Below are 24,289 nucleotides of genomic sequence, written 5' to 3'. Positions count from 1 at the left end.
GGACACGCCTCAGGCGGTCTCGAAGCGTACGGTGTGCGCCGCCTCCGGGTCGGAGGCGGCGAGCAGCCGGGCGCCCTCCTCGGTGAGGGCGTCCCGGTCGGCCGCGGACAGCGCGGCGAAGGGGGTCACGACGACGGCGGCCTCCCCCTTGGCCCGCTCGAACCGCCAGGTGCCGCCGACGAATCCGTCGACCAGGATCGTGCCGCGGATGATGCCGTTGACGGTCATCACCTTGGTGCGGTGCGCGTCGTCCAGGACGCGGGTGCGGTCGGCGTGCGAGAGCAGCAGGTTGTCGAAGTCGGCCACGAAGCGGGCGGAGACCTCCCGGTCCGGGTCGGCCAACTCGGCGTCCGGCAGGTCGTAGAGCACCCGGCCGTCGTCGGCGGTGCAGGTGCGCAGGTCCATCGCGGTGAACACCGGCTTGAGGCCGGTGAGGCCGCACCACTTCTGCATGTCGGCGGGGGTGGCGGGGCCGAAGGCGGCCAGATAGCGGCGGACCAGCTCGCCCGGGTCGGGCTGTACGGCCGCCGCCTCGCCGAGCCAGTCGTCGAGATACGCGTACCGCGGCTGCCCGGCCGAGCCCCACACGCCGCGCGGTGGGATCTGCACCAGCGGCGCCCACACCCGCAGCGCGCTGACCAGCGACGCCGGATCGGCGTCGGGCCACCGCCGGCTGAGCGCGGTCCGCAACTCCGCGGGGCCCAGGGCCTGTTCGGCGAGCACCTGGCGGCCGTACGCCACGAGCAGGTCGCGGTCGACGCCGGTGATCCCGGCCGCCCACTGCGAACTCCGCAGCCCCCGGTCCAGCATCGGCTGCACCCACGGCCGCAGCAGCCTGGCGTCGGCCGCCGTGACCAGGTGCACGGTGCTGCGCATCAGCACGATCCGCACCAGCTTGCGTGCGGTGAGCAGCTCGCCCACCTCGTCGAAGGAGAAGTCCGCCACCCGCGTCCACAGACCGGGGTACGGCGACAGCGGCGCCTGCGACTGCAGCCCCAGCAGATGCGCGACGGCCGCCTCGGCGCCCTTCCCGGTGCGCTCCAGCAGCAGTTGGCGCTCCAGCAGCGTGCGGTTGAGGGTGCGCGGGTCCAGCGGTGCGTCGGCCATGGCCCTACGGTAGATCGCCTTGCGGACAGCTTCTGACCGCAAGGGCGTGGCGTGATCGATACACCGGGCGCGTGTCCTACGCCGCCGGGCTGCCGAGCCTGCGCGGGGATATCTTCGGCTCGTGGTGGATCGGGGTGTGCGCGCCGGTCAGCGGGGTGCCGGTGCCACCGCGGCCGTGGGCCACGATCTCGGCGGCGATGGACAGCGCGGTCTCCTCGGGGGTGCGGGCACCCAGGTCGAGGCCGATCGGGGAGTGCAGCCGGTTCAGGTCGAGTTCGGTGACGCCGGTCTCCCGCAGCCGGTCGAGCCGGTCCAGGTGGGTGCGGCGCGAGCCCATGGCGCCGACGTACGCGAACGGCAGCCGCAGGGCCCGCTCCAGCAGCGGGATGTCGAACTTGGCGTCATGGGTGAGGACGCACACCACGGTCCGGCCGTCGAGCCGTCCGGCCGCCACCTCGGCGTCGAGGTAGCGGTGCGGCCAGTCGACGACCACGTCGTCCGCCTCGGGGAAGCGCCGCGGGGTGGCGAAGACCGGCCGGGCGTCGCAGATCGACACCCGGTAGCCGAGGAACTTGCCCGCCCGCACCAGCGCCGCGGCGAAGTCGATCGCGCCGAACACCAGCATCCGCGGCGGCGGCACGCTGGCCTCGACGAGCAGCGTCAGCGGCACGCCGCAGCGGCTGCCGTCGGCGCCGATCACGGTGGTGGCGGTGCGGCCCGCGGCCAGCAGGGCGCTGGTCTCGGCGGCCGCGGTACGGTCCCGCTCGGGGTCACCGAGCGAGCCCTCGTACGATCCGTCGGAACGCACCAGCAGGGCGCGGCCCATCAGTTCCGCGGGGCCCTCCACGATCCGGGCGACCGCGGCCGACTCCCCGGCCACGGCGGCGGCCAGCGCGCCGGTGATCTCGGGGCGGGCCGCGGGGTCGATCCGCTGGACGAGGATGTCGATCTCCCCGCCGCAGGTCAGGCCGACGGCGAAGGCGTCGTCGTCGGAGTAGCCGAAGTGCTCCAGGACGGGTGCGGCCCCGGGTCCCGCGGCCAGCACCTCCTGGCACCGTTCGTAGACGGCGCCCTCCACACACCCGCCGGACACGCTGCCGATGGCGTTGCCGCCCCCGTCGACGGCGAGCGCCGCGCCGGGCTGGCGGGGGGCGCTGCCGCCGATCGCGACCACGGTCGCCACGGCGAACGGCGCGCCGAGTCCGCTCCAGCGGTGCAACTCGTCAGCGATGTCCAGCATGGTGTTCAGCTCCTTGGCGTTCTCTGCCCGGCGCTCACTTGACGCCGAGCCAGCCCTCGATCGGATGCAGGGCGAAGTAGACGACGAAGACGGCGGTGAGGATCCACATGAACACGCCGGGCTCGCGCCACTTGCCCTGCGCGGCCTTGATGGCGGTGTACGAGACCACACCGGCGCCGACGCCGGCGGTGATGGAGTAGGTGAAGGGCATCAGTGCCACGGTCATGAAGACCGGCACGGAGACCGCGCGGTCGGACCAGTCGACGTGGCGGGCGTTGCTCATCATCATCGCGCCGATCACCACGAGGGCGGCGGCGGCGACCTGGCCGGGCACGATCTGGGCGAGCGGCGTGAAGAACAGGCCGAGCGCGAAGAAGATGCCGGTGACGACCGACGACAGGCCGGTACGGGAGCCCTCGCCGACGCCGGTCGCGGACTCGATGAAGACCGTCTGCCCGGAGGCTCCGGCGACACCGCCGATCGCGCCGCCGGCGCCGTCGATGAACAGCGCCTTGGACAGGCCCGGCATCCGGCCCTTGTCGTCGGCGAGTCCGGCCTCGGTGCCGACGCCGATGATGGTGGCCATCGCGTCGAAGAACCCGGCCAGCACGAGGGTGAAGACGATCACGCCCACCGTCATGCCGCCGATCGAGCCCCAGCCGCCGAACTCCACGTGGCCGAACAGCCCGAAGTCCGGCATGGAGACGGCGCTGCCCTGCAGCTTGGGTGCGCTGCCGCCCCAGTCGGCGGGCGTCAGGTTGCCGACCGCGTTGACGATCACAGCCAGTACGGTACCGACCACGATGCCGATCAGGATGGCACCGGGGACACTGCGGGCCTGCAGCATGAAGATCAGCAGCAGGGTGGCGCAGAAGAGCAGCACCGGCCAGCCGTGCAGCTGGCCGCCCGCGCCGAGGGTGACGGGCGCCGAGCCGTGCGGGTCGCCCTTGCCCACGAACCCGGCGTTGACCAGGCCGATCATGGCGATGAACATGCCGATGCCGATGGTGATGCCGTGCTTGAGCGCCAGCGGGATGGCGTTCATGACGATCTCGCGCAGCCCGGTGACCACCAGCAGCACGATCACGCCGCCGTAGATCACACACATGCCCATGGCCTGCGGCCAGGTCATGTTGGGGGCCACCTGGGTGGAGATCACCCCGGCGACGCTGAGGCCCGCGGCGAGCGCCAGCGGCACCTTGCCGACGAAGCCCATCAGAAGGGTGGAGACAGCCGCGGCCAGTGCGGTGGCGGTGATCAGCGCGGCGTGGCTGAGCTTGTGTCCCGTGACGTCCGGTCCGGACAGCAGCAGGGGGTTGAGCAGCAGGATGTAGCACATCGCCATGAAGGTCGTGATGCCGCCGCGGACCTCGCGGGGTATCGACGAGCCTCTTTCGGAGATGTGGAAGTACCGGTCGAGCCAGGATCTTCCGGCGGGCTGCAGCGAGCCGGAGCCCGCCTCCTCCGCCGCGGTGAGCGGCTCTACTGGCGTCTGGGTCATGATGCCAACTCCCAAGGTTCACAGGGGCACCCGTACGCGGTGTACGGGATTTGGGATCTGCGTGGCCTGCACGACCCGGGGGACGGCCCGAGACGAACGCTTGCCTTGCCTGCCGCCCGGTCCGGGGGCGGGAGCCCCCGTCCCGGACGGACGGCGTCCTTCAGGACCCGGTCAGGTGTTCCGGCCGGATGGGTGTCCTGTTCAGTTCGAGACCCGTGGCGTTCCTGATCGCCGCGAGGACCGCGGGAGTGGACGACAGGGTCGGTGCCTCGCCGATGCCGCGCAGCCCGTACGGGGCGTGGTCGTCGGCGAGTTCGAGCACGTCGACGGGGATCGTCGGCGTGTCGAGAATCGTGGGGATCAGGTAGTCGGTGAAGGACGGGTTGCGGACCTTCGCCGTCTTCGGGTCGACGATGATCTCCTCCATGACCGCCACGCCCAGGCCCTGGGTGGTGCCACCCTGGATCTGGCCGACGACGGACAGCGGGTTGAGCGCCTTGCCGACGTCCTGGGCGCAGGCGAGTTCGACCACCTTGACCAGGCCCAGCTCGGTGTCCACCTCGACGACCGCGCGGTGCGCGGCGAAGGAGTACTGGACATGGCCGTTGCCCTGGCCGGTCTTCAGGTCGAAGGGCACGGTCGGCCGGTGCCTGAACTCCAGCTCCAGGTCGACCGCCTCGCCCTCCAGCACGTCCGCGATCGGGGCCAGCGCCTCGCCGCCGTCGGTGACGACCTTGCCGCCCTCCAGCAGCAGTTCGGCGGTGGCCCACGCGGGGTGGTAGGTGCCGAACTTGCGGCGCCCGATCTCCAGCACCTTCTCCCGTACGGCCTCGCAGGTGTTCTTCACCGCGCCGCCGGTCATGTACGTCTGCCGGGAGGCGGAGGTGGAGCCCGCGGAGCCGACCTGGGTGTCGGCGGGCTGGATCGTCACCTGGGTGACGCCGAGTTCGGAGCGGGCGATCTGGGCGTGCACGGTGACTCCGCCCTGGCCGACCTCGGCCATCGCGGTGTGCACGGTGGCGACCGGCTCGCCGTTGATGACCTCCATCCGCACCCGGGCGGTGGAGTAGTCGTCGAAGCCCTCGGAGAAGCCGACGTTCTTGATGCCGACCGCGTAGCCGACACCGCGGACGACGCCCTCGCCGTGCGTGGTGTTGGACAGGCCGCCGGGCAGCGCGCGCACGTCGGAGGCGCCGCCGGCCACCTCCCACTGGCGCTCGGGCGGCAGCGGCCGGGCCTTGACCCGGCGCAGCAGTTCCGCGACCGGGGCCGGGGAGTCCACGAGCTGCCCGGTGGGCATGATCGCGCCCTGCTCCATGGCGTTGATCTGGCGGAACTCCACCGGGTCCATGTCCAGCGCGGCGGCCAGCTTGTCCATCTGCGCCTCGTAGGCGAAGCACGCCTGGACCGCGCCGAAGCCGCGCATCGCGCCGCAGGGCGGGTTGTTGGAGTACAGCGCCAGGGCCTCGATCTCGACGTCGTCGACCACGTAGGGGCCGACCGACAGCGAGGCGGCGTTGCCGACCACGGCCGGGGAGGCGGAGGCATACGCGCCGCCGTCCAGCACGATCCGGCACTTGAGGTGGGTGAGCTTGCCGTCGCGGGTCGCGCCGTGCTCGTACCAGAGCTTCGCCGGGTGGCGGTGGACATGGCCGAAGAAGGACTCGAACCGGTTGTAGACGATCTTGACCGGCTTGCCGGTGCGCAGCGCCAGCAGGCAGGCGTGGATCTGCATCGACAGGTCCTCGCGGCCGCCGAAGGCGCCACCGACGCCGGAGAGCGTCATCCGGACCTTCTTCTCCGGCAGGCCGAGCACCGGCGCGATCTGCCGCAGGTCCGAGTGCAGCCACTGGGTGGCCACGTAGAGGTCGACGCCGCCGTCCTCGGAGGGCACGGCCAGGCCCGACTCGGGGCCGAGGAACGCCTGGTCCTGCATGCCGAAGACGTACTCGCCGCTGATGACGACGTCCGCGCGGCGGGCGGCCGCGGCCGCGTCGCCGCGGATGATCGGCTGGCGGTGCACGATGTTGGGGTGCGGCACATGGCCGCTGTGGTGGTCGTCGCGGTTCTCGTGGACCAGCACCGCGTCCTCGGCGGTGGCCGACGCCTCGTCGGTGATCACCGGCAGTTCGCGGTACTCAACGACGATCTTCGCGGCGGCCCGGCGGGCGGTCTCCGGGTGGTCGGCGGCGACCAGCGCGACCGGCTCGCCGTGGTGGCGGACCTTGCCGTGCGCGAGCACCGGGGTGTCCTGGATCTCCAGGCCGTAGTGCTTCACCTCGGTGGGCAGGTCGTCGTAGGTGAGCACGGCGTAGACCCCGGAGGTGGCCAGCGCCTGGGAGGTGTCGATGGAGACGATCTCGGCGTGCGCGACGGTGCTGCGCAGGGTGTAGCCCCACAGCATGTCCTCGTGCCACAGGTCGGACGAGTACGCGAACTCGCCGGTGACCTTCAGGGTGCCGTCGGGGCGCAGCGTGGACTCGCCGATGCCGCCCTTGGTGGCGCTGCCCTGGGTGAGGCTGGTGGGGGTGCGTCCGGGTGCCGTGGAGTTGCGTGTCTCGGCGTTCATGGTCACACCGCCTCTTCGGTGCGGGCGGCGGCGAGCCGGACCGCGTCCAGGATCTTCTCGTAGCCGGTGCAGCGGCACAGGTTGCCCGACAGCGCCTCGCGGATGTCCCCGTCGGAGGGCTCGGGGTTGCGCTCCAGCAGTTCGTCGGCGGCGACCAGCAGCCCGGGGGTGCAGAAGCCGCACTGCACGGCGCCCGCGTCCACGAACGCCTGCTGGACGGTGGACAGGGTGCCGTCCTCGTCGGCCAGGCCCTCGACGGTGACGACCTCGCGGCCCTGCACCTGGCCTGCGGCCACCAGGCAGGAACACACCGGCACGCCGTCGAGGCGGACCGTACAGGAACCGCATTCGCCCTGCTCACAGGCGTTCTTGGAGCCGGGCAGGCCCATCCGCTCACGCAGGACGTACAGCAGGCTCTCGCCCTCCCATACGTCGTCGGCCTCCTGCGGGCTGCCGTTGACGGTGAAGGTCACGCGCATGGCTTGCTCCTGTCGCTCTGCTCGGTGCCGCGGTACTGCTCCCAGGTCCAGCCGAGGGTGCGGCGGGCCATGACGCCCAGCGCGTGCCGCCGGTACGAGGCGGTGCCGCGGACGTCGTCGATCGGGTTGGCGGCGCCGGAGACCAGCACCGCGAACTGCCGGGCCACCGCGGGCGGGATGACCCCGCGGCTGTCCCACAGGCCGCCCTCGTCGAGCGCGGCGGCCAGGAACTCCTCCGCGGTCTTCGCCCGGATCGGGGTGGGCGCCGCGGACCCGATGCCGGTACGGACCGTGCGGGTCTCGGGGTGCAGTGCCACACCGAACGCGCAGACCGCGATGACCATCGCGTTGCGGGTGCCCACCTTGGAGAACTGCTGGGGGCCGTCCGCCTTCTTCAGGTGCACCGCGCGGATCAGCTCGTCGGGCTCCAGCGCGTTGCGCTTCACCCCGAGGTAGAAGTCGTCGATCGGGATCATCCGGGTGCCGCGCACCGAGACCGCCTCGACCTCGCCGCCGCCGGCCAGCAGCGCCGGGTGGGCGTCCCCGGCCGGGGAGGCCGTGCCGAGGTTGCCGCCGACACCGCCGCGGTTGCGGATCTGCGGGGAGGCGACGGTGTGGCTGGCGAGCGCGAGACCGGGCAGCTCGGTGCGCAGGTTCTCCATGATCCGGCTGTACGGCACCGAGGCGCCCAGCCGGACGGTGTCGGCACCCACCTCCCACTCCTCGAGCTCACCGATACGGTTCAGGTCCAACAGGTACTCGGGCCTGCGGTGGTCGAAGTTGATCTCGACCATCACGTCCGTGCCACCCGCGATGGGCACAGCGGTGGGGTGCTCGGCCTTTGCGGCGAGCGCCTCCTCCCAGCTGGCGGGGCGCAGGAAGTCCATGGGATTTCTCTTCTCGAGTTCGAGCGGGCTGTTCATGTCCTGTACACGCGGCGTGGGCCTAGTACACGACCGGGAGGCCATCCGGGTGCAGTCACCGAAAACATGAAGCGTTTGGCTGGCCAGCCACCAGGTCTTGTAGATTCCTCTGAAAGGGGTCCTTCCGGAACCTCGCTGTATCCCACCTGCCACACCCGTCTTCTCCCCCCTCCTCTCCAGTGTTCTCCACCCGCTCAAGACAAGGCGACGACCATGCGGCTGCGCGCACTGCTCGACACCGAAGCCCTCGGCCTGCGGCTGCTCGGCGGCGAGGCGGAGCTGGACCGTACGGTCCGCGGTGTCATGACCACCGATCTGCGCGATCCGAGCCGGTATCTGACCGGCGGCGAGCTGGTGCTGACCGGGCTCGGCTGGCGGCACGGGCCCGAGGACTCCGAGTCCTTCGTCCGGCTGCTGGCCGGGGCCGGGGTCGCCGGGCTCGGCGCGGGCGAGGCCGAGCTGGGGTCGATCCCGGACGACCTGGTGAGCGCGTGTGTACGGCACCGGCTGCCGCTGTTCGCGGTGGACGAGAAGGTCTCCTTCGCCTCGATCACCGAGCATGTGGTCCGCCAGGTCTCCAGCGAGCGGGCGGGCGACCTGGCTGCGGTCGTCGACCGGCACCGGCGGCTGATGTCGTCAGGGCCCGCCGGCGGCGGCCCGGACGCGGTGCTCGACCTGCTCGGCAGCGACCTGGACCTGCGGGCGTGGGTGCTGTCCTCCACCGGCCGGGAGATCGGCGGCTCCGGGCATCCGCTGCCCGCCGCGGTCCGTACCGAACTGGCCGGCGCCCAGCAGGCCGCGGCCCGCACGGCCCGGCCGTCCCCGCACCGGGTGGCCGTGCAGGGCGGACGGACCTACTCCCTCTTCCCGATCCGCTCGGGCGACGCCGACGTACGGGCCACGTTGCTGTCCGACTGGTTCCTGGCCGTCGAGGCGGACGCCGGGGAGTGGCCCGCCGAGCGGCTGGACCTGCTGCACGGCGTCACCCAGCTGATCGCGGTGGAGCGGGACCGGCGGGACGCGGCCCGGGCGGTACGGCGGCGGCTGGCCGCCGAGGTGCTGGAGCTGGTGACCGGTGGTGCGCCTCCGGCCGAGATCGGGGCCCGGTTGCGGGCCGCGGCGCCGGTGCTGGTGCCGGGGGCCGGGGGCGCGCCGTACTGGCAGATCGTGGTGGCCCGGGTGGACTGGGCGGGCGGCGAGGTGCCGTCGGGGCCGGTGGCGCAGGCCCTGCTGGAGGAGGCGCTGGCCGATCCCGCGGAGGCGGGCCCGGACGCGGCCGACCGGATCGCGGTCGCCCACGCGGACGACAAGGCGATGGCGCTGGTGCCGCTGCCGCCGGCGCTCGCCCCCGCCGAGGGCGACGGAAGCGGTGAGGGCGGTACGGCGGCGGACGCGCGGGCGGGCGGCGCGCCGAACGCCCTGCACGCCGACCGGCTGCTCGACATGCTGCGCTCCCCGCTGTCGCGGGGCCTGGCCGAGGACGGCCGGGTCACCATCGGGGTGAGCGCGGCCGTGCAGTCGGCGGAGGGGCTGCGCGGCGCCCTGGAGGAGGCCAGGCACGCCCGCCGGGTGGCCGCGGCCCGCCCGGGACGGGTCTGCGTCGCCGGGCACGAGGAACTGGCCTCACACGTCCTGCTGCTGCCCTTCGTGCCGGACGACGTACGCCGCGCCTTCACCGCCCGGCTGCTCGACCCCCTGCGCGCCTACGACCGGCGGCACCGCGCCGAGCTGATCCCGACGCTGGAGGCGTTCCTGGAGTGCGACGGCTCCTGGACCCGCTGCGCCACCCGGCTCCACCTGCACGTCAACACCCTGCGGTACCGGATCGGGCGGATCGAACAGCTCACCGGGCGGGATCTGGCCCGGCTGGAGGACAAGCTGGACTTCTTCCTGGCGCTGCGGATGAGTTGAGCGGCGCCGCGCGGGAGGCGGTCACGGCGGGCTCCACCACGGGTTCGGGTGGTGATCAGGCCATTAGTGATCCCGTTCACAAGAAGTGATCTCCAACCCCTTGGCGGGGACCCCCGCGCCATGTTTACCTTCCGCCACTGGCACACGTATGCACTGGCTCGCACTGGCTCGATGACGCGCTTGGGGGAGAGGCTGTGGCGGATACCGCCCTGTCGGATTCGGTGGTCGGGGTTCCGGACGTATGGCGGCTGCGGGCACGCGGCTGCTGGGCGGAGGCGGCGGCACTGCTCGCGCCGTACTGTGCCGACGATCCAGGGGCCGCGCTACGGAGGGCGGAACTGCTGGTCGAGGGGTGTTTCTACCACCTCGACGGATGGGCGGAGGCGGAGGACGCGCTGCGGACCGCCGAGGCCATGGCGGGCACCGACGAGGAGCGCGGCGCGGCGGCCTCCGAGCGGGGGTACCTCGCGTACGGCGCCACGCTCTTCTCGGTACGGGACCGCGCCGACGAGGCCCGGTCCGCGTTCGGGCGGGCCGCCGCGCTGCTGTCCCCGGCGTCGCCGGGGCGCCCTCTGCTGGACTTCCGGCGCGGGCTGGTCGCCGAGAACATCGCCGCGAATCCCGCTGCCGCGCGGGCCGCGTACCGGCGGGCCCACGCGGGCGCCGTCGCCCACGGGGACGTCTTCCTGACCTCCTTCACCTGGCGCCACCTCGCGGGCCTCGCCGCCGCCGACGGTGATCTCGCCGAGGCCAGGCACGGCTTCGCCGAGTCCCTCCGCCTGCGCGTCTCCCTCGGCCACCTCGTCGGCACCGCCCCCGCCATGCTCGCCCTCGCGGACGTCGCCCCCGACCCCGAGGCGGCCCGCCTCCGCCTCGAGGCCGCCCGCCTCTACGCCCTCCTCAACAACATCCCCACCTGGCTAGCCCCCGCCTTCGAGGCCGCCGAGGCGCTCCGCTAGCGGAGGACGTGCCCCGTAGGGGCGCGGGGAACTGCGCGACCAGCCGTCGCGCTCCTGCAGGTCACCACCGGCCCCGATGGGGCAGACGCGTTGTTTCCCGACCACCGGCCGGTGGGGGCTGAGCGCGCAGTTCCCCGCGCCCCTTCGGGGCACTCCGGTGCCTGGCCCGACGCACGCGCAGCGTTAGGCCGGGGTCCAGACGCCGGAGGCCGCCGTACGGGCGGCGTACGCCGCGAAGTCGCGGGGCGGGCGCCCGAGGGCCTGGTGGATGCCGTCGGCAAGACAGGCGTTGCGGCCGTCGAGCACCTCGGTGAAGAGGGCGGTGAGGAGACCGACGAGCTCGGCGGGAAGGCCGTGCTCGGCGAGGAGCGCGGCATAGTCGTCCGCGGGCAGGGAGACGTACCGGATGTCCCGCCCCGTGGCACGGGCAATCTCCGCCGCGGCCTCGCCAAAGCTCAGCAGGCGAGGCCCCGTCACTTCGTAGAGCCGCCCGACGTGCCCCGGCTCGGTGAGCGCGGCCACCACGACCTCGGCCAGATCGTCGAGATCGACGAAGGGCTCCCCCACCTCCCCCGCGGGCAGCGCGATCTCCCCGGCGAGCACCGGCTCCAGCAGATAGTCCTCGCTGAAGTTCTGGCAGAACCAGCTCGACCGCACCACCGTCCAGTCGGCCCCGCTGTCCCGTACCGCCTCCTCGGCGCGCAGCGCCCCCGCCTCGCCGCGACCGGACAGCAGGACCAGACGGCGTACGCCCTGCCGTACCGCGAGCTCCGCGAAGGCCCCGACGTCACCGGCGGCTTCGGGCGCGGCCAGGTCCGGGGAGTAGGCGATGTACGCCGCCGCCGTACCCTCCAGGGCGGGCGCCCAGGTGCCGCGGTCCTCCCACAGGAAGGGCGGGTCACCGGCGCGCGAGCCGATCCTGACGCTCCGGCCGCGCGCGGCCAGTCCCGCGGCGACCCGCCGCCCGCTCTTGCCCGTACCGCCGAGGACCAGGACATCGTCCGTGCTCTTGCTCTTGCTCGTACTCGTGCTCGTTGCGTTCGTCATGCCCTCAAGTCAACGGGCGGCCCGGCGCCCGGACCATGGCCGAAGCGCTCACCCGCATAAGCGGCGCACTCCCGGCGCGCGGCTACCGCCAGGCGGAGCCGGAGAAGTGCTCGCGGGCCAGCGACTCGACGGTCGCCACATCGCCCGCGACCAGCGCTTCGAGGAGTACGGCGTGCTCGGTGGCGTCCGCGACCAGTTCGGCGCGGCGGGTCGGGCGCAGCGGGTGCGGCGGGGCGAGCGGCCACTGCGCGCGCCGGTGCAGTTCGTCGGCGACGGAGACCAGCTGCAGGTTGCCCGACAGCTCCAGCAGGGCGCGGTGGAAGGCGCGGTCGGTCTCGGCGTAGGCGGCCCGGTCGCCGCACGCGGCGGCGTTCACGGTGGCCTCGGCCAGCGGCCGCAGCGCCGCCCACCGGTCGGACGGCACCGTACGGGCCAGCCGCAGCATGACCGGCACTTCGAGCAGCGCCCTGATCTCGGCCAGCTCGGCCAGGTCGCGCGCGGTGCGCTCGGTGATCCGGAAACCGCGGTTGGGCAGCACCTCGACCGCGCCCTCCCGGGTCAGGACCTGCATCGCCTCGCGTACCGGCGTGGCGGACACCCCGTACCGGGCGCCGAGCGCGGGCGCGGAGTGGACGCTGCCCGGCGGCAGCTCCCCGCTGACCAGAGCGGCGCGCAGCGCCCCCAGCACCTGGGCGCGCACCGAGTGCCGCTCGGGCAGCCGCCGCCGCGGAATGTCGGCGGAGGTGCTGTCGGCATGGTCGGGTATGGCGGCGCGCTCCACCGGGTCGGTCCCCTCTCCTGCGCGACCGTCACTCGGGTGGCGCACTGCCGTTAGGTTAAACCCCCACCCGGCCGGATAAGGTAAGCCTTACCTCTCCCGGACGGCTTCTGGACGGTACCCGTATGCCCGTGACCTGCTCCTCGTACGACGACGCGGACGCCGCGGCGGACCCGGCCGCCGGGGATGTCACGAATGTCACGGACGCGACGGACGTCACCGGTGACGCGTACGACCGCCTGGCGGCGCTCTTCCCGGGCCTGCGGGTGGTCACGGCGGCACCGCGGTCGGGAGCGGGCTGGGTGGGGGCGGGCGAACTGGCCGCGGGCGGCGGGACCGTCGACGCCCTCGCGGCGCTCGTCGCCGAGCAGGCGGTACGCGAGCACGGACGGCGCCCCCGCCCCCACGTGGCCGCGACGCTCGCGCTGCACCGCTACACCTGGCCCGCCTGCCTGCTCTTCACGGTGCCCTGGTTCCTCCAGCGGCGGGTGCCGCGGCTGCCGGTGGACGCGGTGTCCTTCCACCGGGCGGGCGGCCGGATGACGGTACGGCCGCGCTCCTTCGCCTGCCTGCCGGACGACCCGGCCGCCGCGCTGCCGGGCGCCCGGGTCGTCCCCGACGAACAGGCCCTGAGGGACGCCCTGCTGGCCGCGCTCACCGAGCATCTGACCCCCGTGCTCGACGGGTTCAGGCCACGGCTGCGGCGCGGGCCGCACGCGATGTGGGGCATGGTGACCGACGAGATCGCCGAAGGGCTGTGGCTCATCGGGCGGTTGGCGGGCGAGGAGCGGCGGGCGGTCGCGGAGCTGTCCGCGCTGCTGCCCGGTGGGACTACGCCGTATGCCGGAGGCGCCCACTTCCGCGAACTGCCCGCATCCGGTGGTCCCGGCGAGACCGCCGCCACCGCGTCCGTCACCCGCGACCGGCTCACCTGCTGCCTGTTCTATACGATCAGCCCCGCGGACGCCTGCGCCGCGTGCCCCCGGACCTGCGCGGCGGCCCGGATCGGGCGGCTGGTCCCGGCCGCCTGAAGATCACGCTACGATCTCGCTCAACTGAGCTGTTCTGGCACGAGAGTTCGAGCAAACCATCCATAGGCGTGCTCTTGGGCCATAACCTCTGCACTCATCCGCGCTCTTCGCAAAGATGTCGGTCGTAAGCCGTCCCGCGGCCCGAGCGCGACGGAAGCGACACGAGGACTCGCACATGACACTTAACGGGATTTCGCTGGACTGGACGCTCTCGGGGGCCCTCGGCCTTGTCGTCCTCGCGGCCTGCGTCGTCGTGCTCCGCAACCGCCGTGGCGACAGCGGCAAGCAGGGCGTGGAGGTCGACTCGTGGGAGCGCTCCGAGGAGCGCCGCCGCCGCAAGGAGGCGATATACGGCAGTGCGTCATACGTCCTGCTCTTCTGCTGCGCCGCGGTGGCCGCCGCGCTCTCCTTCCACGGCCTGGTCGGCTTCGGGCAGGAGAACCTCAACCTGACCGGCGGCTGGGAGTACCTGGTGCCGTTCGGGCTGGACGGTGCGGCGATGTTCTGCTCGGTGCTCGCGGTACGGGAGGCCAGCCACGGCGACGCGGCGCTCGGCTCCCGGCTGCTGGTGTGGATGTTCGCGGGCGCCGCGGCCTGGTTCAACTGGGTGCACGCGCCGCGCGGAGTCGACCACGCGGGCGCCCCGCAGTTCTTCGCCGGGATGTCGCTGTCGGCCGCCGTGCTGTTCGACCGGGCACTGAAGCAGACCCGCCGGGCCGCGCTGCGCGAGCAGGGTCTCGTCCCGCGTCCGCTGCCGCAGATCCGTATGGTCCGCTGGCTGCGCGCGCCGCGCGAGACCTTCGCGGCCTGGTCGCTGATGCTCCTGGAGGGCGTGCGCACCCTGGACGAGGCGGTCGAGGAGGTCCGCGAGGACAAGCGGCAGCGGGAGCAGACCGTGCTGCGCCGCCGCGACCACGACCGACTGGAGCGGGCCCGAGTCAAGGCGCTCAACCGCCAGCACCGCAACTGGCCGCGCGGCGGCGGGCGGGGCGGCCGTCAGGTCGAACTCCCTGCGGGCGGTTCCGCGGCCGGTGGCGGCCCCGCCGCGTCGGAGCCTGCCATAGGGGACGTCCCCGCCGCCGAACTGCCGGTACGCGCCCGCCCGGCGCTGCAGCCGGTACGTGAGGAGGCGGTCCCCTCGGCCTCGGCGTTCACCATCGACCTCACCGCCGAGGACGACACGATGACGCTTCCGCGGCTGGACTCCCTGGAGCGCAAACTGGAGGACCTGGAGCGGCAGTTCGGCTGAGCCCTGGTGCGGCCGGCCTCGCTGATCGATCCCCCCACCTAGGCCGTCGCCACGTCCAGTTCGAACCAGACGACCTTGCCGGTGCCCATGGCGTGCACCCCCCAGGCGTCGGCGAGCACCTCCACCAGCAGCAGGCCGCGCCCGGAGGTGCTCTGGTCGTCCTCGGCGGCGCCGTCGCGCAACCGCGGCCGCCGGGTCACGGTGTCGTGCACCTCGACCCGCAGCCGCATCGCCGACGCCCCGGGGTCGAGGCCGACGACGACCACGGCGCCGTCGCCGGTGTGCTGCAGCGCGTTGGTGACGAGTTCGGTGGTCAGCAGCTCCGCCGTGTCCACCAGTGCGGGTACGCCCCACATCCGCAAGTGCTCCCGCAGCAGCTGGCGTACCTCGGCCACCGCGGGGAGATCGGCGCGCCGTACGGCGTGCCGCAGTTGCCGCCCGGTGATTTCCGTCTGGTCCCCCTGTTCCCCTGCGTCGGGCTCTTCCATCTCCCAGCTCCGGACCGCCGCCGCGAATCTCCGCTCGAACTTCCTGCCGATAGGCATTCCCACCTCAACGGCGTCCAGTCCTCTCCGGCTGATCTCCTGACGCGTTTCGCCGCGCTCGCGATGCGTTGCCTGCCTATGCCTTGCATCAATTCCTCCTGGCATGTGCCAGGAGAACCCCTCCCACCCGCCCACCGCCTCCCGCCCGAGGTCGCGGGCGTACGGCGCCCCTGCGGGGTGCCACCGCCCCACATCCCGCGCATTTCTGGCGGGCGGTCAGAAAGCATGCACTCAGCAGCAATTGATTGCCCATCGGGTAGTTGCCCCGAGAATGCATCCCAATTCCGCCGCCGCCGAATTCGTGCCCCGTAGGGGCGCGGGGAACTGCGCGACCAGCCCTCGACGGGCTGTAGGTCACCACCGGCCCCAATGGGGCAGACGCGTTGTTTCCCGACCACTGGCCGGTGGGCGCGGGCCGCGCAGTTCCCCGCGCCCCTTCGGGGCACGTCCGGTGCCTGGACCACCGCAAGCGCAGCCCGCGTCCCCGCGCCCCCGGCGGGGCACAGGCACCCCGCGGGAGGCGCGTTTTTTGATCGGCGTTGACCTCAACATTTCTCTTTTGCGACCCCCTGATCATGTCCACCTCGTCCCGATTGGCCGAAAAAACGGGATTGTGCCGAGCCGGAAAGATCCAGGATTATCGTCCGTATAGCGAGGGGTGATTGTCTGGTCCTCCGCGGGAACAGGACAGGGGGTCGCGCCGGTGGAAGGTGCCGGACGGAGCGTGCTGGAAGGGGCGTTCGCCCTGCTGGAGGCAGTGGAGCAGGCTGGGGAGGCCGGGTTGACGGCACTCGCCGTGGAAAGTGGGCTCCCGAAATCCAGCGCTCACCGATTACTGGAACAACTGATTGCGCTGGGTGCCGTCGAGCGGTCCGGCGGCGTTTATCGCATGGGGGCACGGGTGTTCCGGCTCGGCCGTACGTGGCAGCCGTATCCGGGGCTGCTCGCCGCCGCCAATGGGCCGATACGGCGCCTTACCGCGGTGACCGGTGCGACCGTGGCGATCTGCGTACTGCGCGAGGGCCGCACGATGGCGGTGGCGGGGGTGCCGGGCGAGATCGCGGAGGTGCTGCCGCTGCGGCCGGGGATGGTCTGGCACTGGTCGGCCGCGGCGGGCAAGGTGCTGGTGGCGGGCGCCGCGCCGGAGCTGCCGATCGGTCCGCTGCCGCCGTCGTGGCGGTGGACGGCCGCGGAGATCCGTGAACAGGGGGCCGCGTTCGACCGGGAGCAACTGGTGCCGGGGGTCTGCTGTGTGGCGGTGCCGCTGTACGGGCCGCGCGGGCAGCCGATCGCGTCCCTGTGCGCGATGGTGCCGCCCGCCCGCGATCTGGCCGCACTCGCCGACGCGCTGACCCGGGTCTCCCGAACCGTCACCGAGGACCTGCGCGGCGGCCGCGCCGCGAGCGGCGACGTACCGCAGCCGTCCCGTACGCCCACCAGTCGCTGAGACTCCGTCAGGGACGCGGCACGTTACGGAGGTTGGAGCGGGCGAGCTGCACCATCTTGCCGACGCCGCCGTCCAGCACCATCTTGCCCATCGACAGCGCGAAGCCGCCGATCTGCTCACCGGTGATCCGCGGCGGGATGGACAGCGCGTGCGGGTCGGTCACCACGTCGACGAGGGCCGGCCCCTTGTGCCGGAAGGCGGCCCGCAGCGCGCCCCGCAACTGCTTGGGCTTCTCCACCCGCACCCCGTAGGCGCCGGCGGCGGTGGCGATCGCGGCGAAGTCGGGGTTGTGGTTGGTGGTGCCGTACGCGGGCAGGCCCTCCACCATCATCTCCAACTCGACCATGCCCAGCGAGGAGTTGTTGAAGAGCACGACCTTCACCGGCAGGTCGTACTGCACCAGCGTGAGGAAGTCGCCCATCAGCATGGTGAATCCGCCGTCGCCCGACATCGACACCACCTGGCGGCGGCGGTCGAGGAACTGCGCGCCGATCGCCTGCGGCAGCGCGTTGGCCATCGAGCCGTGCGTGAACGAACCGATCACCCGGCGCTTGCCGTTGGGCGTGAGATAGCGGGCCGCCCAGACGTTGCACATCCCGGTGTCGACGGTGAAGACGGCGTCGTCCGCCGCCTCCTCGTCCAGCACCGACGCCACGTACTCCGGGTGGATCGGCACATGCTTGTCCACCTTGCGGGTGTACGCCTTGACGACGCCCTCCAGCGCGTCGCTGTGCTTCTTCAGCATCCGGTCGAGGAACGTGCGGTCGGTCCGCTCCCGCACCCTCGGGGTCACACAGCGCAGCGTCTCGCCGACGTCGCCCCACACCGCGAGGTCCAACTTCGAGCGGCGGCCCAGATGTTCGGGCCGCACGTCGACCTGGACGATGGTCACGTCGTCGGGCAGGAAGGCGTTGTACGGGAAGTCGGTGCCGAGCAGGATCAGCAGGTCGCACTCGTGCATCGCCTCGTACGCGGCGCCGTAGCCGAGCAGTCCGCTCATGCCGACGTCGTACGGGTTGTCGAACTGGATCCACTCCTTGCCGCGCAGGGCGTGCCCGACCGGGGACTTCACGCGCTGCGCGAAGGCCATGACCTCGTCGTGCGCGTTCGCGGTGCCGCTGCCGCAGAAGAGCGTGATCCGGCGTGCCCGGTCGACGAGTTCGGTGAGCGCGTCGATCTCCGCGTCACCGGGGCGGACCGTCGGCCGCCGGGTGACCAGGGCGTGCTCGATGCTGCGCTGCGGCGCGGGGTGGGCGGCGATGTCGCCCGGCAGGCTGATCACGCTGACCCCGCCGCGGCCGACCGCGTGCTGGATGGCGGTCTGCAGCACCCGTGGCATCTGGGCGGCGTTGGAGATGAGTTCGCTGTAGTGGCTGCACTCCCGGAAGAGCTGGTCGGGGTGGGTCTCCTGGAAGTAGCCGGTGCCGATCTCACTGCTGGGGATGTGCGAGGCGAGGGCGAGCACCGGGGCCATCGAGCGGTGGGCGTCGTAGAGGCCGTTGATCAGATGCAGGTTGCCGGGGCCGCAGGAGCCCGCGCAGGCGGCGAGGCCGCCGGTGAGCTGGGCCTCGGCGCCGGCCGCGAAGGCGGCCGTCTCCTCGTGGCGTACATGCACCCATTCGAGGGAACGGTTGCGGCGGACGGCGTCCACGACCGGGTTGAGGCTGTCGCCCACCACCCCGTACAGCCGCCGCACGCCCGCGCGCACCAGCACGTCGATGAACTGCTCGGCCACGGTCTGCTTCGCCATCGGCCCGCCCGTCTCGTCGGTGTCTGTCACCCATCTCGCCACGGACCGCGCGGGCACGCATCCGGGGACGTATCCAGGCACGTATCCGGGCCGGACGGACGGTCACGCCTCCCAGACGGTCACCGCCGTACGGTCGTCGGCGTAGCCCTTGACGCGGGTCTGGGCGTCGGCCAGGTAGGCGGCCATGCCGGGCGGGCCGTCGCCCCAGCGGGCGGCGAGATGGGTGGCGAGGGCGGGCTCGCCGCGCAGCGGTTCCGCCAGGCCGCCGCTGCACATCACCAGGCCGTCACCCGGCTGGGCGACCGAGGCGCGGAAGCGGAACGGCGCGGCGGTCTCGTCGGGTGCCAGGTCCAGGTCCTGCCACTGGCCGTCCCTGATCCGGAACAGGCCGCCGTCGCCGACGCCGAAGAACAGCCGGATCCGGCACTCGGGGTCGACCGGCAGCAGCAGGCAGCGCAGGGAGGCGGTGTACGTGCCCTCGTCCAGGCCGAGGTCCTCGCCGCGGGCCCGCAGCCGTCCGTAGCAGCGGTCGGTCAGCCGGTGCAGACCGGATTTGAGCGAGCCGCGGCGGGCGGCGCGCAGGTCGTCGGAGAGGCGGTTGCGGCTGCGGCCGACGGCGCCCGCGATCCAGCGCACCGCGTCCTGCGCCGCCCGGTGCGCGTCGTCGGAGGCGCGGGCGCCGCTCGCCATCGCCACCAGCAGCAGCGCTTCGTCCCCGGTGCCGAAGCGCGCGGTGAGCAGGGCGTCCCTGCGCGGCTGGCCCCGGAAGCGCGCCGAGTCGCCGCGCACCGAGACCGAACGCAGCGTCATGCTGCCGTAGTGCGCGCCGTCCACCACGGTGTCCGCCACCAGCGCGCCCAGGTCGTCCGGATCGGCCTCCGGCCACGCGGTCGGCTCCGCCGCATACGTCGGCGGTCCCCCGCCGACCACCCCGGGCTCCGCCACCTCCTCCTCGTCCGCGGCCACCCACCCGGGCGGCAACTCCGGCGCCCACCGCACATCCCCCTCCGCGAACGCCGTCTTCCCCCATGCCTCCCCACTCCCGGGCCGCCCAGCCCCCCACCCCTCGCCGGCGGCACGCTCGGAGGCAGGGCCCGCCTCACCCCCGGCGAGCGTCGGCTCAGGCACCTCCGGGGCCGACCCGGGCTCCGGGGCCGACTCCGCGGCGGGTCGCGGCTGCGGGAAGGGTGCGGCGGGCTCGGGGGGCTCCGGCGACTCCGGCGGCTCCGCGAAAGTGGGCGGCACCGTCCACGCGTCCCACGGCGCCGCGACAGCCGGACCGGTCGCCGTCTGCTCCGTCGCCTCCGTCTGCTCCTGTGGCATCGGCGGCTCGGCGAAAGTAGGCGTCGCCGTCCACGCGTCCCACGGCGCGGCAGGCGCCGGAGCCGAAGGCGCCGTCGGCGCGACTCGCCCAACGGGGGGCCACGAAGTCTCCGCAGCGACAGGCGACTCGACGGCTTCGGGAGCCTCCCCCACCGCGGGCGGCACTACGGGTGCTGTCCCGGACTCGCCGCCCTCGGCATCCTGCGGCGCGGACTCGGGGGCTTCCCGGGGACCGGACGACGCTACGGGAGCCGGATCCGGCTCCCGGTCCTCCGCCTCCCGCGGCGGGCGTGCCGTGAACGGCCATTGCGGGAACGTCGAATCCTCTCCCCGCCCAGGCGGCACTACGGGAGCCGGATCCGGCTCTGGGCCTTCCGCGCTCCCTGGCACAGGCCCCGCAACCGGCGGCGCAACGGGCTCCCCGCGGTTCTCCGAAGCCTGCGGCAAGGCAGGTTCGCGACTCGGGCGAGGTGCGGCCAGGAACGGCCAGTTCGCGGACTCCGTGTCCTCCTCAACGCCCGGCGAGGGTGCGGGGGTTGCATCCCGCGGGGCACGCGGCGGGGCGGGCAGCCCAGCGGGCTGCGAGGGCGCGGCGGCGCGCGGCGCGGGCTCCTGGTCCTCCGCGGCCCGCGGGGCGGGCACCTCATCCGGCGCGCTCGCCGCGGGCGGCGGAGGCGGGGAGGGGCGGGTCGGTTGGGGCCAGGTGGACGGGGGGCGAGGGGCGGTCGGGCGGCGGAGCTTGAGGGTGTCGGCGGCCGGTGGGGGCGGGGGTGGGGAGACGGCGTTGAGGGCCGAGTCGAAGTGCGCGTCGATCGAGTCGGGCGTCACGGAGCCCGCGGCGGCGCCGGACGCGTCGTCGTCGTACAACTGCCCCCACCAGTCGTCCTCTTGGTCGTGGTGGCTGTGGTGCGAGTCCCCCTGCTGGCTCATGCCCTTATTGTCCACCGCGCGGGCCACCGGGAAACGTGGAACCGCCGGGCGGCCCCACCCCCACAGACGGGGCCGCCCGGCGGACCCCCCTCCGGTTCGCCGCGCGTGCCGCCGACTGCCGCGCGGCCCGGGCGCGTGGCCCGGCCCCCCCTTTCATCCGTACTGACGCGAGTGATCGTGAATACGGTGTCGATCACCCTGGCAGAGAGCCCCGCAAGGAAGGGAGGATGGCGGCGGCGGAAAACCGCCGTGGCTCATTTCCGCCATCGCAGGGAGGGGCTCCGTGCTCGGTGCCATCGGACTGGACGAGGTGCAGGAGAACGCCTACCGGGCGCTGGTCGGCCTGGGCGCGGCCGAGGTGGGTGATCTGTCGCACCGGCTCGGCCTGTCGGAGGACGATGCGGGCCGGGTGCTGCGACGGCTGGCCGCGCACGGGCTGGTCGCGCAGTCGTCGGCCCGCCCGGGCCGGTGGGTCGCGGCGCCCCCGGGCGTCGCGCTGTCCGCGCTGCTGACCCGGCAGCGGTACGAGCTGGAGCAGGCCGAGCTGGCGGCGGCCGTACTGACCGAGGAGTTCCGGGCGGAGGCCACCGAGCCCGCCGTGCACGACCTGGTCGAGGTGGTGACCGGTGCCCACGCGGTGGCGCAGCGCTTCCTGCAGTTGCAGTTCGGCGCGGAGAGCGAGGTCTGCGCCCTGGTCACGGACAAACCGGTGGCCATCACGGGCACCGAGAACGACGCCGAGCGGGACGCCGCCCGCAGGGGCGTGAGCTACCGCGTCGTCCTGGAGCGCTCGGTGGTGGCCGGCCCCAACGGCTTCGCCGAGGTCTCCGACGCGCTCGGCAGGGACGAGCAGGTCCGGGTGGTGGACCGGGTGCCGACCAAGCTGGTGGTGGCCGACCGGTCGACGGCGATGGTGCCGCTGACCCGCCGCCTCGCCGAGCCCGCCGCGCTGGTGGTGCACGCCAGCGGTCTGCTGGAGTCGCTGATGGGGCTGTTCGAGGCGGTGTGGCGGGAGGGGATGCCGCTGAGCCTGGACGCGGCGGGGGCGCTCGCCGAGGAACCGCCCGGTCAGCCGGACGGTACGGACCTGCGGATCCTGTCCCTGCTGCTGGCCGGGCTGACCGACGCCTCGGTGGCCAAACAGCTCGATCTGGGGCTGCGGACCGTGCAGCGCCGGGTCAAACGGCTGATGGAGATGACCGGCGTCACCACCCGTCTGCAGCTCGGCTGGCACGCGTACGAGCGCGGCTGGGTGGCCCGTACCGAGGACTGACCCGGCCCCTTCCCCGGCGGAGACCCGGCCGAGACCCGGCCGAGGCCCGGCCACGCCTGGGCGAAACCCGGCGGATACCGGGCGGCGGCCCCGGCCGGATTCGGGCAGGCTGGGACGCATGGGGACCGCACAGGTGGGCCTGATCGGCGCGGTGATGCTGCTCGGCCTGGTCGGCGTGCCCGCCCCCGGCGTACCCGGGACGCTGCTGTGCTGGGCGGCCGTGCTCTGGTGGGCGACCCAGGAGCACACCAGCCTGACCTGGGGTGTGCTCGCGGCGTCGACCGGTCTGCTGGCGGTCGTCCAGGTCGTCGTGTGGCTGATGCCCGCCCGGCGGATCCGCGACTCGGGCGTCACGTACCACACGGTGGTCAACGCGGGCGCGGTCGCCATCGCGGGCTTCTTCCTCGTCCCGGTGATCGGCGGGGTCCTCGGCTTCGTCGGCACCCTGTACTTCACCGAGCGGGTACGGCTGGGCGGCGGCCACCGTACGGCCTGGGCCGCGACCCGCCGGGCGATGCGCGCGGTGGGCGGGTCGGTGCTGGTGGAGCTGATGGGCTGCCTGATGGTGGCCGGGGCGTGGCTGGGAGCGGTGATCGCGGGCTGAAGCGGCCGGCACGCGGCAGGCGGGCCGTACCGGGTCCTGCGACGTAGGACCCGGGGACCAGGGCCCTCCGCCCGGGCCGGGCCCAGCGCCCGATGCACCGTGATGACCATGGTGTGAGGGTGGACGTATGACGACGACGCAGCGCAGGACCGTACTGACCGAGGCCGAGCTGGCGTATCTGCGCGGCCAGCGGCTGGGACGGCTGGCGACCGTCGACGGGCACGGCCGCCCGCAGGCGAACCCGGTCGGCTTCTTCCTCAACGACGACGGCACCGTCGACATCGGCGGCTGGTCGATGGGCACCACCAAGAAGTGGCGGAACATCGCCGCCAACCCGAATGTCTCCCTGGTGGTGGACGACCTCAAGAGCGTCGACCCGTGGCAGGTGCGCGGGGTGGAGATCCGCGGCACCGCCGAGCAGGTCGTCGAGGACCACGGCCGGGGCGCCCACATGAGCCGTGAGCTGATCCGGATCCGGCCCTACGCGATCATCGGCTGGGGCCTGGCGCAGTAGCGCCCGCCCGGCGCGGCACCGGCGGACCCGGGCGCGAGCGGCGGCGGGCACGGGCGCGACGGGTACCCAGCACGGGCCCAGCCCGGGCCCCGCACGGGCCCCGCGCGGACGGACACAGAGAGCGCTCTCACACAGCACCGGATCACCCGATACGCTGGGCGCACAACCGGCCACCGGTTTTCTGTTATTTCCGCGCGAAGGAGCCCTCCGTTGTCCGACCCGACCATGGCCGCGCGCCCCACGCTCGAGGAGGTCGCCGCGCGGGCCGGGGTCTCCCGGGCCACCGCGTCACGGGTGGTCAACGGCAGCGAGGGCGTGCGCGCACCGCTGGTCGAGCGGGTCAGGAAGGCCGTGGAAGAGCTGGGTTATGTGCCCAACCAGGCGGCCAGGACCCTGGTGACGCGGCGCAACGACGCGATCGCGGTGGTGGTCGCGGAGCCGGAGACGCGGTTCTTCACCGACCCGTTCTTCGCCCAGCAGGTGCGCGGGATCAGCAAGGAGCTGACCGCGCACGACAACCAGCTGGTGCTGCTGCTGACCGAAGGCGTGGCCGATTACGAGCGGGTCGGCCGCTATCTGGCGGGCGGGCACGTCGACGGCGCGCTGATCTTCTCGCTGCACACCGACGACTCGCTGCCCGTACTCGCCCGCAAGGCGGGGGTGCCCACGGTGATCGGCGGCAGGCCCGGCTGGAGCGACGGCGACAGCGGGCACAGCACGTTGTACGTGGACTGCGACAACCGGGGCGGCGCGCGGGACGCGGTAAGGCATCTGCTCGGGATCGGGCGGCGCCGGATCGCCCATATCGCGGGGCCACTTGACCAGACCGCCTCGGTGGACCGGCTGGACGGCTTCCGTGACGTGCTGCCGGAGAACGACCCCCGGCTGATCGCCGAGGGCGACTTCACCCCCGAGGGCGGGGCGCGGGCGATGGCCGAACTCCTGGAGCGCTGCCCCGACCTGGACGCCGTCTTCGCCGCCTCCGACGTCATGGCCTCCGGCGCCCTGCGCGTGCTGCGCACCGCCGGCCGCCGCGTCCCCGACGACGTCGCCGTCGTCGGCTTCGACGACATGGTCTCCGTCGCCGAATGGACCGACCCGCCCCTGAC

Annotated in this window: 20 protein-coding genes and 1 pseudogene; 10 read left to right on the top strand and 11 right to left on the bottom strand. The window is 73.2% G+C overall.

From position 1 onward, the window contains the following. Positions 1–9: 9 nt before the first annotated feature. From AB0M29_RS05860 to AB0M29_RS05835, 6 genes are all read right to left on the bottom strand, one after another. The gene (locus AB0M29_RS05860) at positions 10–1,107 is read right to left on the bottom strand and encodes a winged helix DNA-binding domain-containing protein (RefSeq protein WP_365379484.1); all 1,098 of its coding nucleotides are present in this window, start codon (positions 1,105–1,107) and stop codon (positions 10–12) included. Positions 1,108–1,183: 76 nt separating this feature from the next. Then, the gene (locus AB0M29_RS05855) at positions 1,184–2,347 is read right to left on the bottom strand and encodes an XdhC/CoxI family protein (RefSeq protein WP_365379481.1); all 1,164 of its coding nucleotides are present in this window, start codon (positions 2,345–2,347) and stop codon (positions 1,184–1,186) included. A 34-nt stretch (positions 2,348–2,381) separates the two neighbouring features. Beyond that, positions 2,382–3,848, bottom strand: a complete 1,467-nt coding sequence (locus AB0M29_RS05850; protein WP_365379479.1) for an NCS2 family permease — start codon at positions 3,846–3,848, stop codon at positions 2,382–2,384. Between the two features lie 160 nt (positions 3,849–4,008). Next, the gene (locus AB0M29_RS05845; RefSeq protein WP_365379477.1) at positions 4,009–6,417 is read right to left on the bottom strand and encodes a molybdopterin cofactor-binding domain-containing protein; all 2,409 of its coding nucleotides are present in this window, start codon (positions 6,415–6,417) and stop codon (positions 4,009–4,011) included. A 2-nt stretch (positions 6,418–6,419) separates the two neighbouring features. Beyond that, the gene (locus AB0M29_RS05840; protein WP_365379474.1) at positions 6,420–6,896 is read right to left on the bottom strand and encodes a (2Fe-2S)-binding protein; all 477 of its coding nucleotides are present in this window, start codon (positions 6,894–6,896) and stop codon (positions 6,420–6,422) included. Continuing rightward, complete coding sequence (locus AB0M29_RS05835; RefSeq protein WP_365379471.1) at positions 6,887–7,783, bottom strand: xanthine dehydrogenase family protein subunit M; 897 nt, start codon at positions 7,781–7,783, stop codon at positions 6,887–6,889. Before AB0M29_RS05835 ends, AB0M29_RS05840 begins: the two co-directional genes overlap by 10 nt. A 249-nt stretch (positions 7,784–8,032) precedes the next feature. On the opposite strand from AB0M29_RS05835, the gene AB0M29_RS05830 reads away from it, so the two are divergent. Together AB0M29_RS05830 and AB0M29_RS05825 are read left to right on the top strand one after the other, a co-directional pair. Beyond that, positions 8,033–9,730 (top strand): PucR family transcriptional regulator ligand-binding domain-containing protein, encoded by a 1,698-nt coding sequence (locus tag AB0M29_RS05830; protein ID WP_365379469.1) that lies wholly within the window; start codon positions 8,033–8,035, stop codon positions 9,728–9,730. A gap of 194 nt (positions 9,731–9,924) precedes the next feature. Further along, a complete protein-coding gene (locus AB0M29_RS05825) occupies positions 9,925–10,689 on the top strand; it encodes a hypothetical protein (protein WP_365379466.1) in 765 nt (254 codons plus the stop codon). Positions 10,690–10,872: 183 nt separating this feature from the next. Here the strand turns inward: AB0M29_RS05825 and AB0M29_RS05820 are convergent, their stop codons facing one another. Together AB0M29_RS05820 and AB0M29_RS05815 are read right to left on the bottom strand one after the other, a co-directional pair. Beyond that, positions 10,873–11,736: an NmrA family transcriptional regulator gene (locus AB0M29_RS05820; RefSeq protein WP_365379463.1), complete on the bottom strand. Its 864-nt coding sequence runs from the start codon at positions 11,734–11,736 to the stop codon at positions 10,873–10,875. An 82-nt stretch (positions 11,737–11,818) separates the two neighbouring features. Continuing rightward, positions 11,819–12,502 carry a GntR family transcriptional regulator gene (locus tag AB0M29_RS05815; protein WP_365380218.1) on the bottom strand — a complete coding sequence of 228 codons (684 nt, stop codon included), beginning with the start codon at positions 12,500–12,502 and terminating at the stop codon, positions 11,819–11,821. Positions 12,503–12,639: 137 nt separating this feature from the next. On the opposite strand from AB0M29_RS05815, the gene AB0M29_RS05810 reads away from it, so the two are divergent. Together AB0M29_RS05810 and AB0M29_RS05805 are read left to right on the top strand one after the other, a co-directional pair. After that, positions 12,640–13,545 carry a (2Fe-2S)-binding protein gene (locus tag AB0M29_RS05810; protein WP_365379461.1) on the top strand — a complete coding sequence of 302 codons (906 nt, stop codon included), beginning with the start codon at positions 12,640–12,642 and terminating at the stop codon, positions 13,543–13,545. Between the two features lie 175 nt (positions 13,546–13,720). Further along, positions 13,721–14,794: a DUF2637 domain-containing protein gene (locus AB0M29_RS05805; RefSeq protein ID WP_365379458.1), complete on the top strand. Its 1,074-nt coding sequence runs from the start codon at positions 13,721–13,723 to the stop codon at positions 14,792–14,794. 38 nt (positions 14,795–14,832) lie between these two features. Here the strand turns inward: AB0M29_RS05805 and AB0M29_RS05800 are convergent, their stop codons facing one another. Then, positions 14,833–15,282 (bottom strand): ATP-binding protein, encoded by a 450-nt coding sequence (locus AB0M29_RS05800; protein ID WP_365379455.1) that lies wholly within the window; start codon positions 15,280–15,282, stop codon positions 14,833–14,835. Positions 15,283–15,997: 715 nt separating this feature from the next. On the opposite strand from AB0M29_RS05800, the pseudogene AB0M29_RS05795 reads away from it, so the two are divergent. Both AB0M29_RS05795 and AB0M29_RS05790 read left to right on the top strand, forming a co-directional pair. Then, a pseudogene (locus tag AB0M29_RS05795) lies at positions 15,998–16,201 on the top strand (helix-turn-helix domain-containing protein); the annotation flags it as partial. Between the two features lie 27 nt (positions 16,202–16,228). Next, positions 16,229–16,786, top strand: a complete 558-nt coding sequence (locus tag AB0M29_RS05790; protein ID WP_365380216.1) for an IclR family transcriptional regulator C-terminal domain-containing protein — start codon at positions 16,229–16,231, stop codon at positions 16,784–16,786. Between the two features lie 7 nt (positions 16,787–16,793). Here the strand turns inward: AB0M29_RS05790 and AB0M29_RS05785 are convergent, their stop codons facing one another. Together AB0M29_RS05785 and AB0M29_RS05780 are read right to left on the bottom strand one after the other, a co-directional pair. Next, on the bottom strand, positions 16,794–18,536 hold the full coding sequence (locus AB0M29_RS05785; RefSeq protein WP_365380214.1) for a pyruvate dehydrogenase: 1,743 nt from the start codon (positions 18,534–18,536) through the stop codon (positions 16,794–16,796). Positions 18,537–18,638: 102 nt separating this feature from the next. Then, the gene (locus AB0M29_RS05780; RefSeq protein WP_365379452.1) at positions 18,639–19,859 is read right to left on the bottom strand and encodes a protein phosphatase 2C domain-containing protein; all 1,221 of its coding nucleotides are present in this window, start codon (positions 19,857–19,859) and stop codon (positions 18,639–18,641) included. 1,213 nt (positions 19,860–21,072) lie between these two features. Between AB0M29_RS05780 and AB0M29_RS05775 the strand changes: the two genes are divergently transcribed. From AB0M29_RS05775 to AB0M29_RS05760, 4 genes are all read left to right on the top strand, one after another. Further along, a complete protein-coding gene (locus AB0M29_RS05775; protein ID WP_365379449.1) occupies positions 21,073–22,062 on the top strand; it encodes a helix-turn-helix domain-containing protein in 990 nt (329 codons plus the stop codon). Positions 22,063–22,180: 118 nt separating this feature from the next. Continuing rightward, a complete protein-coding gene (locus tag AB0M29_RS05770; protein ID WP_365379446.1) occupies positions 22,181–22,666 on the top strand; it encodes a DUF456 domain-containing protein in 486 nt (161 codons plus the stop codon). Positions 22,667–22,793: 127 nt separating this feature from the next. Continuing rightward, on the top strand, positions 22,794–23,180 hold the full coding sequence (locus AB0M29_RS05765) for a PPOX class F420-dependent oxidoreductase (protein WP_365379444.1): 387 nt from the start codon (positions 22,794–22,796) through the stop codon (positions 23,178–23,180). A 225-nt stretch (positions 23,181–23,405) separates the two neighbouring features. Beyond that, the coding region (locus tag AB0M29_RS05760) for a LacI family DNA-binding transcriptional regulator (protein ID WP_365380211.1) at positions 23,406–24,289 on the top strand (884 nt) is incomplete at its 3' end.

The organism is Streptomyces sp. NPDC051976, from assembly GCF_040680795.1.
Taxonomy (GTDB): domain Bacteria; phylum Actinomycetota; class Actinomycetes; order Streptomycetales; family Streptomycetaceae; genus Actinacidiphila.
The sequence above is the reverse complement of the archived record's forward strand: the minus strand, read 5'-3'. Positions and strand labels throughout refer to the sequence as shown.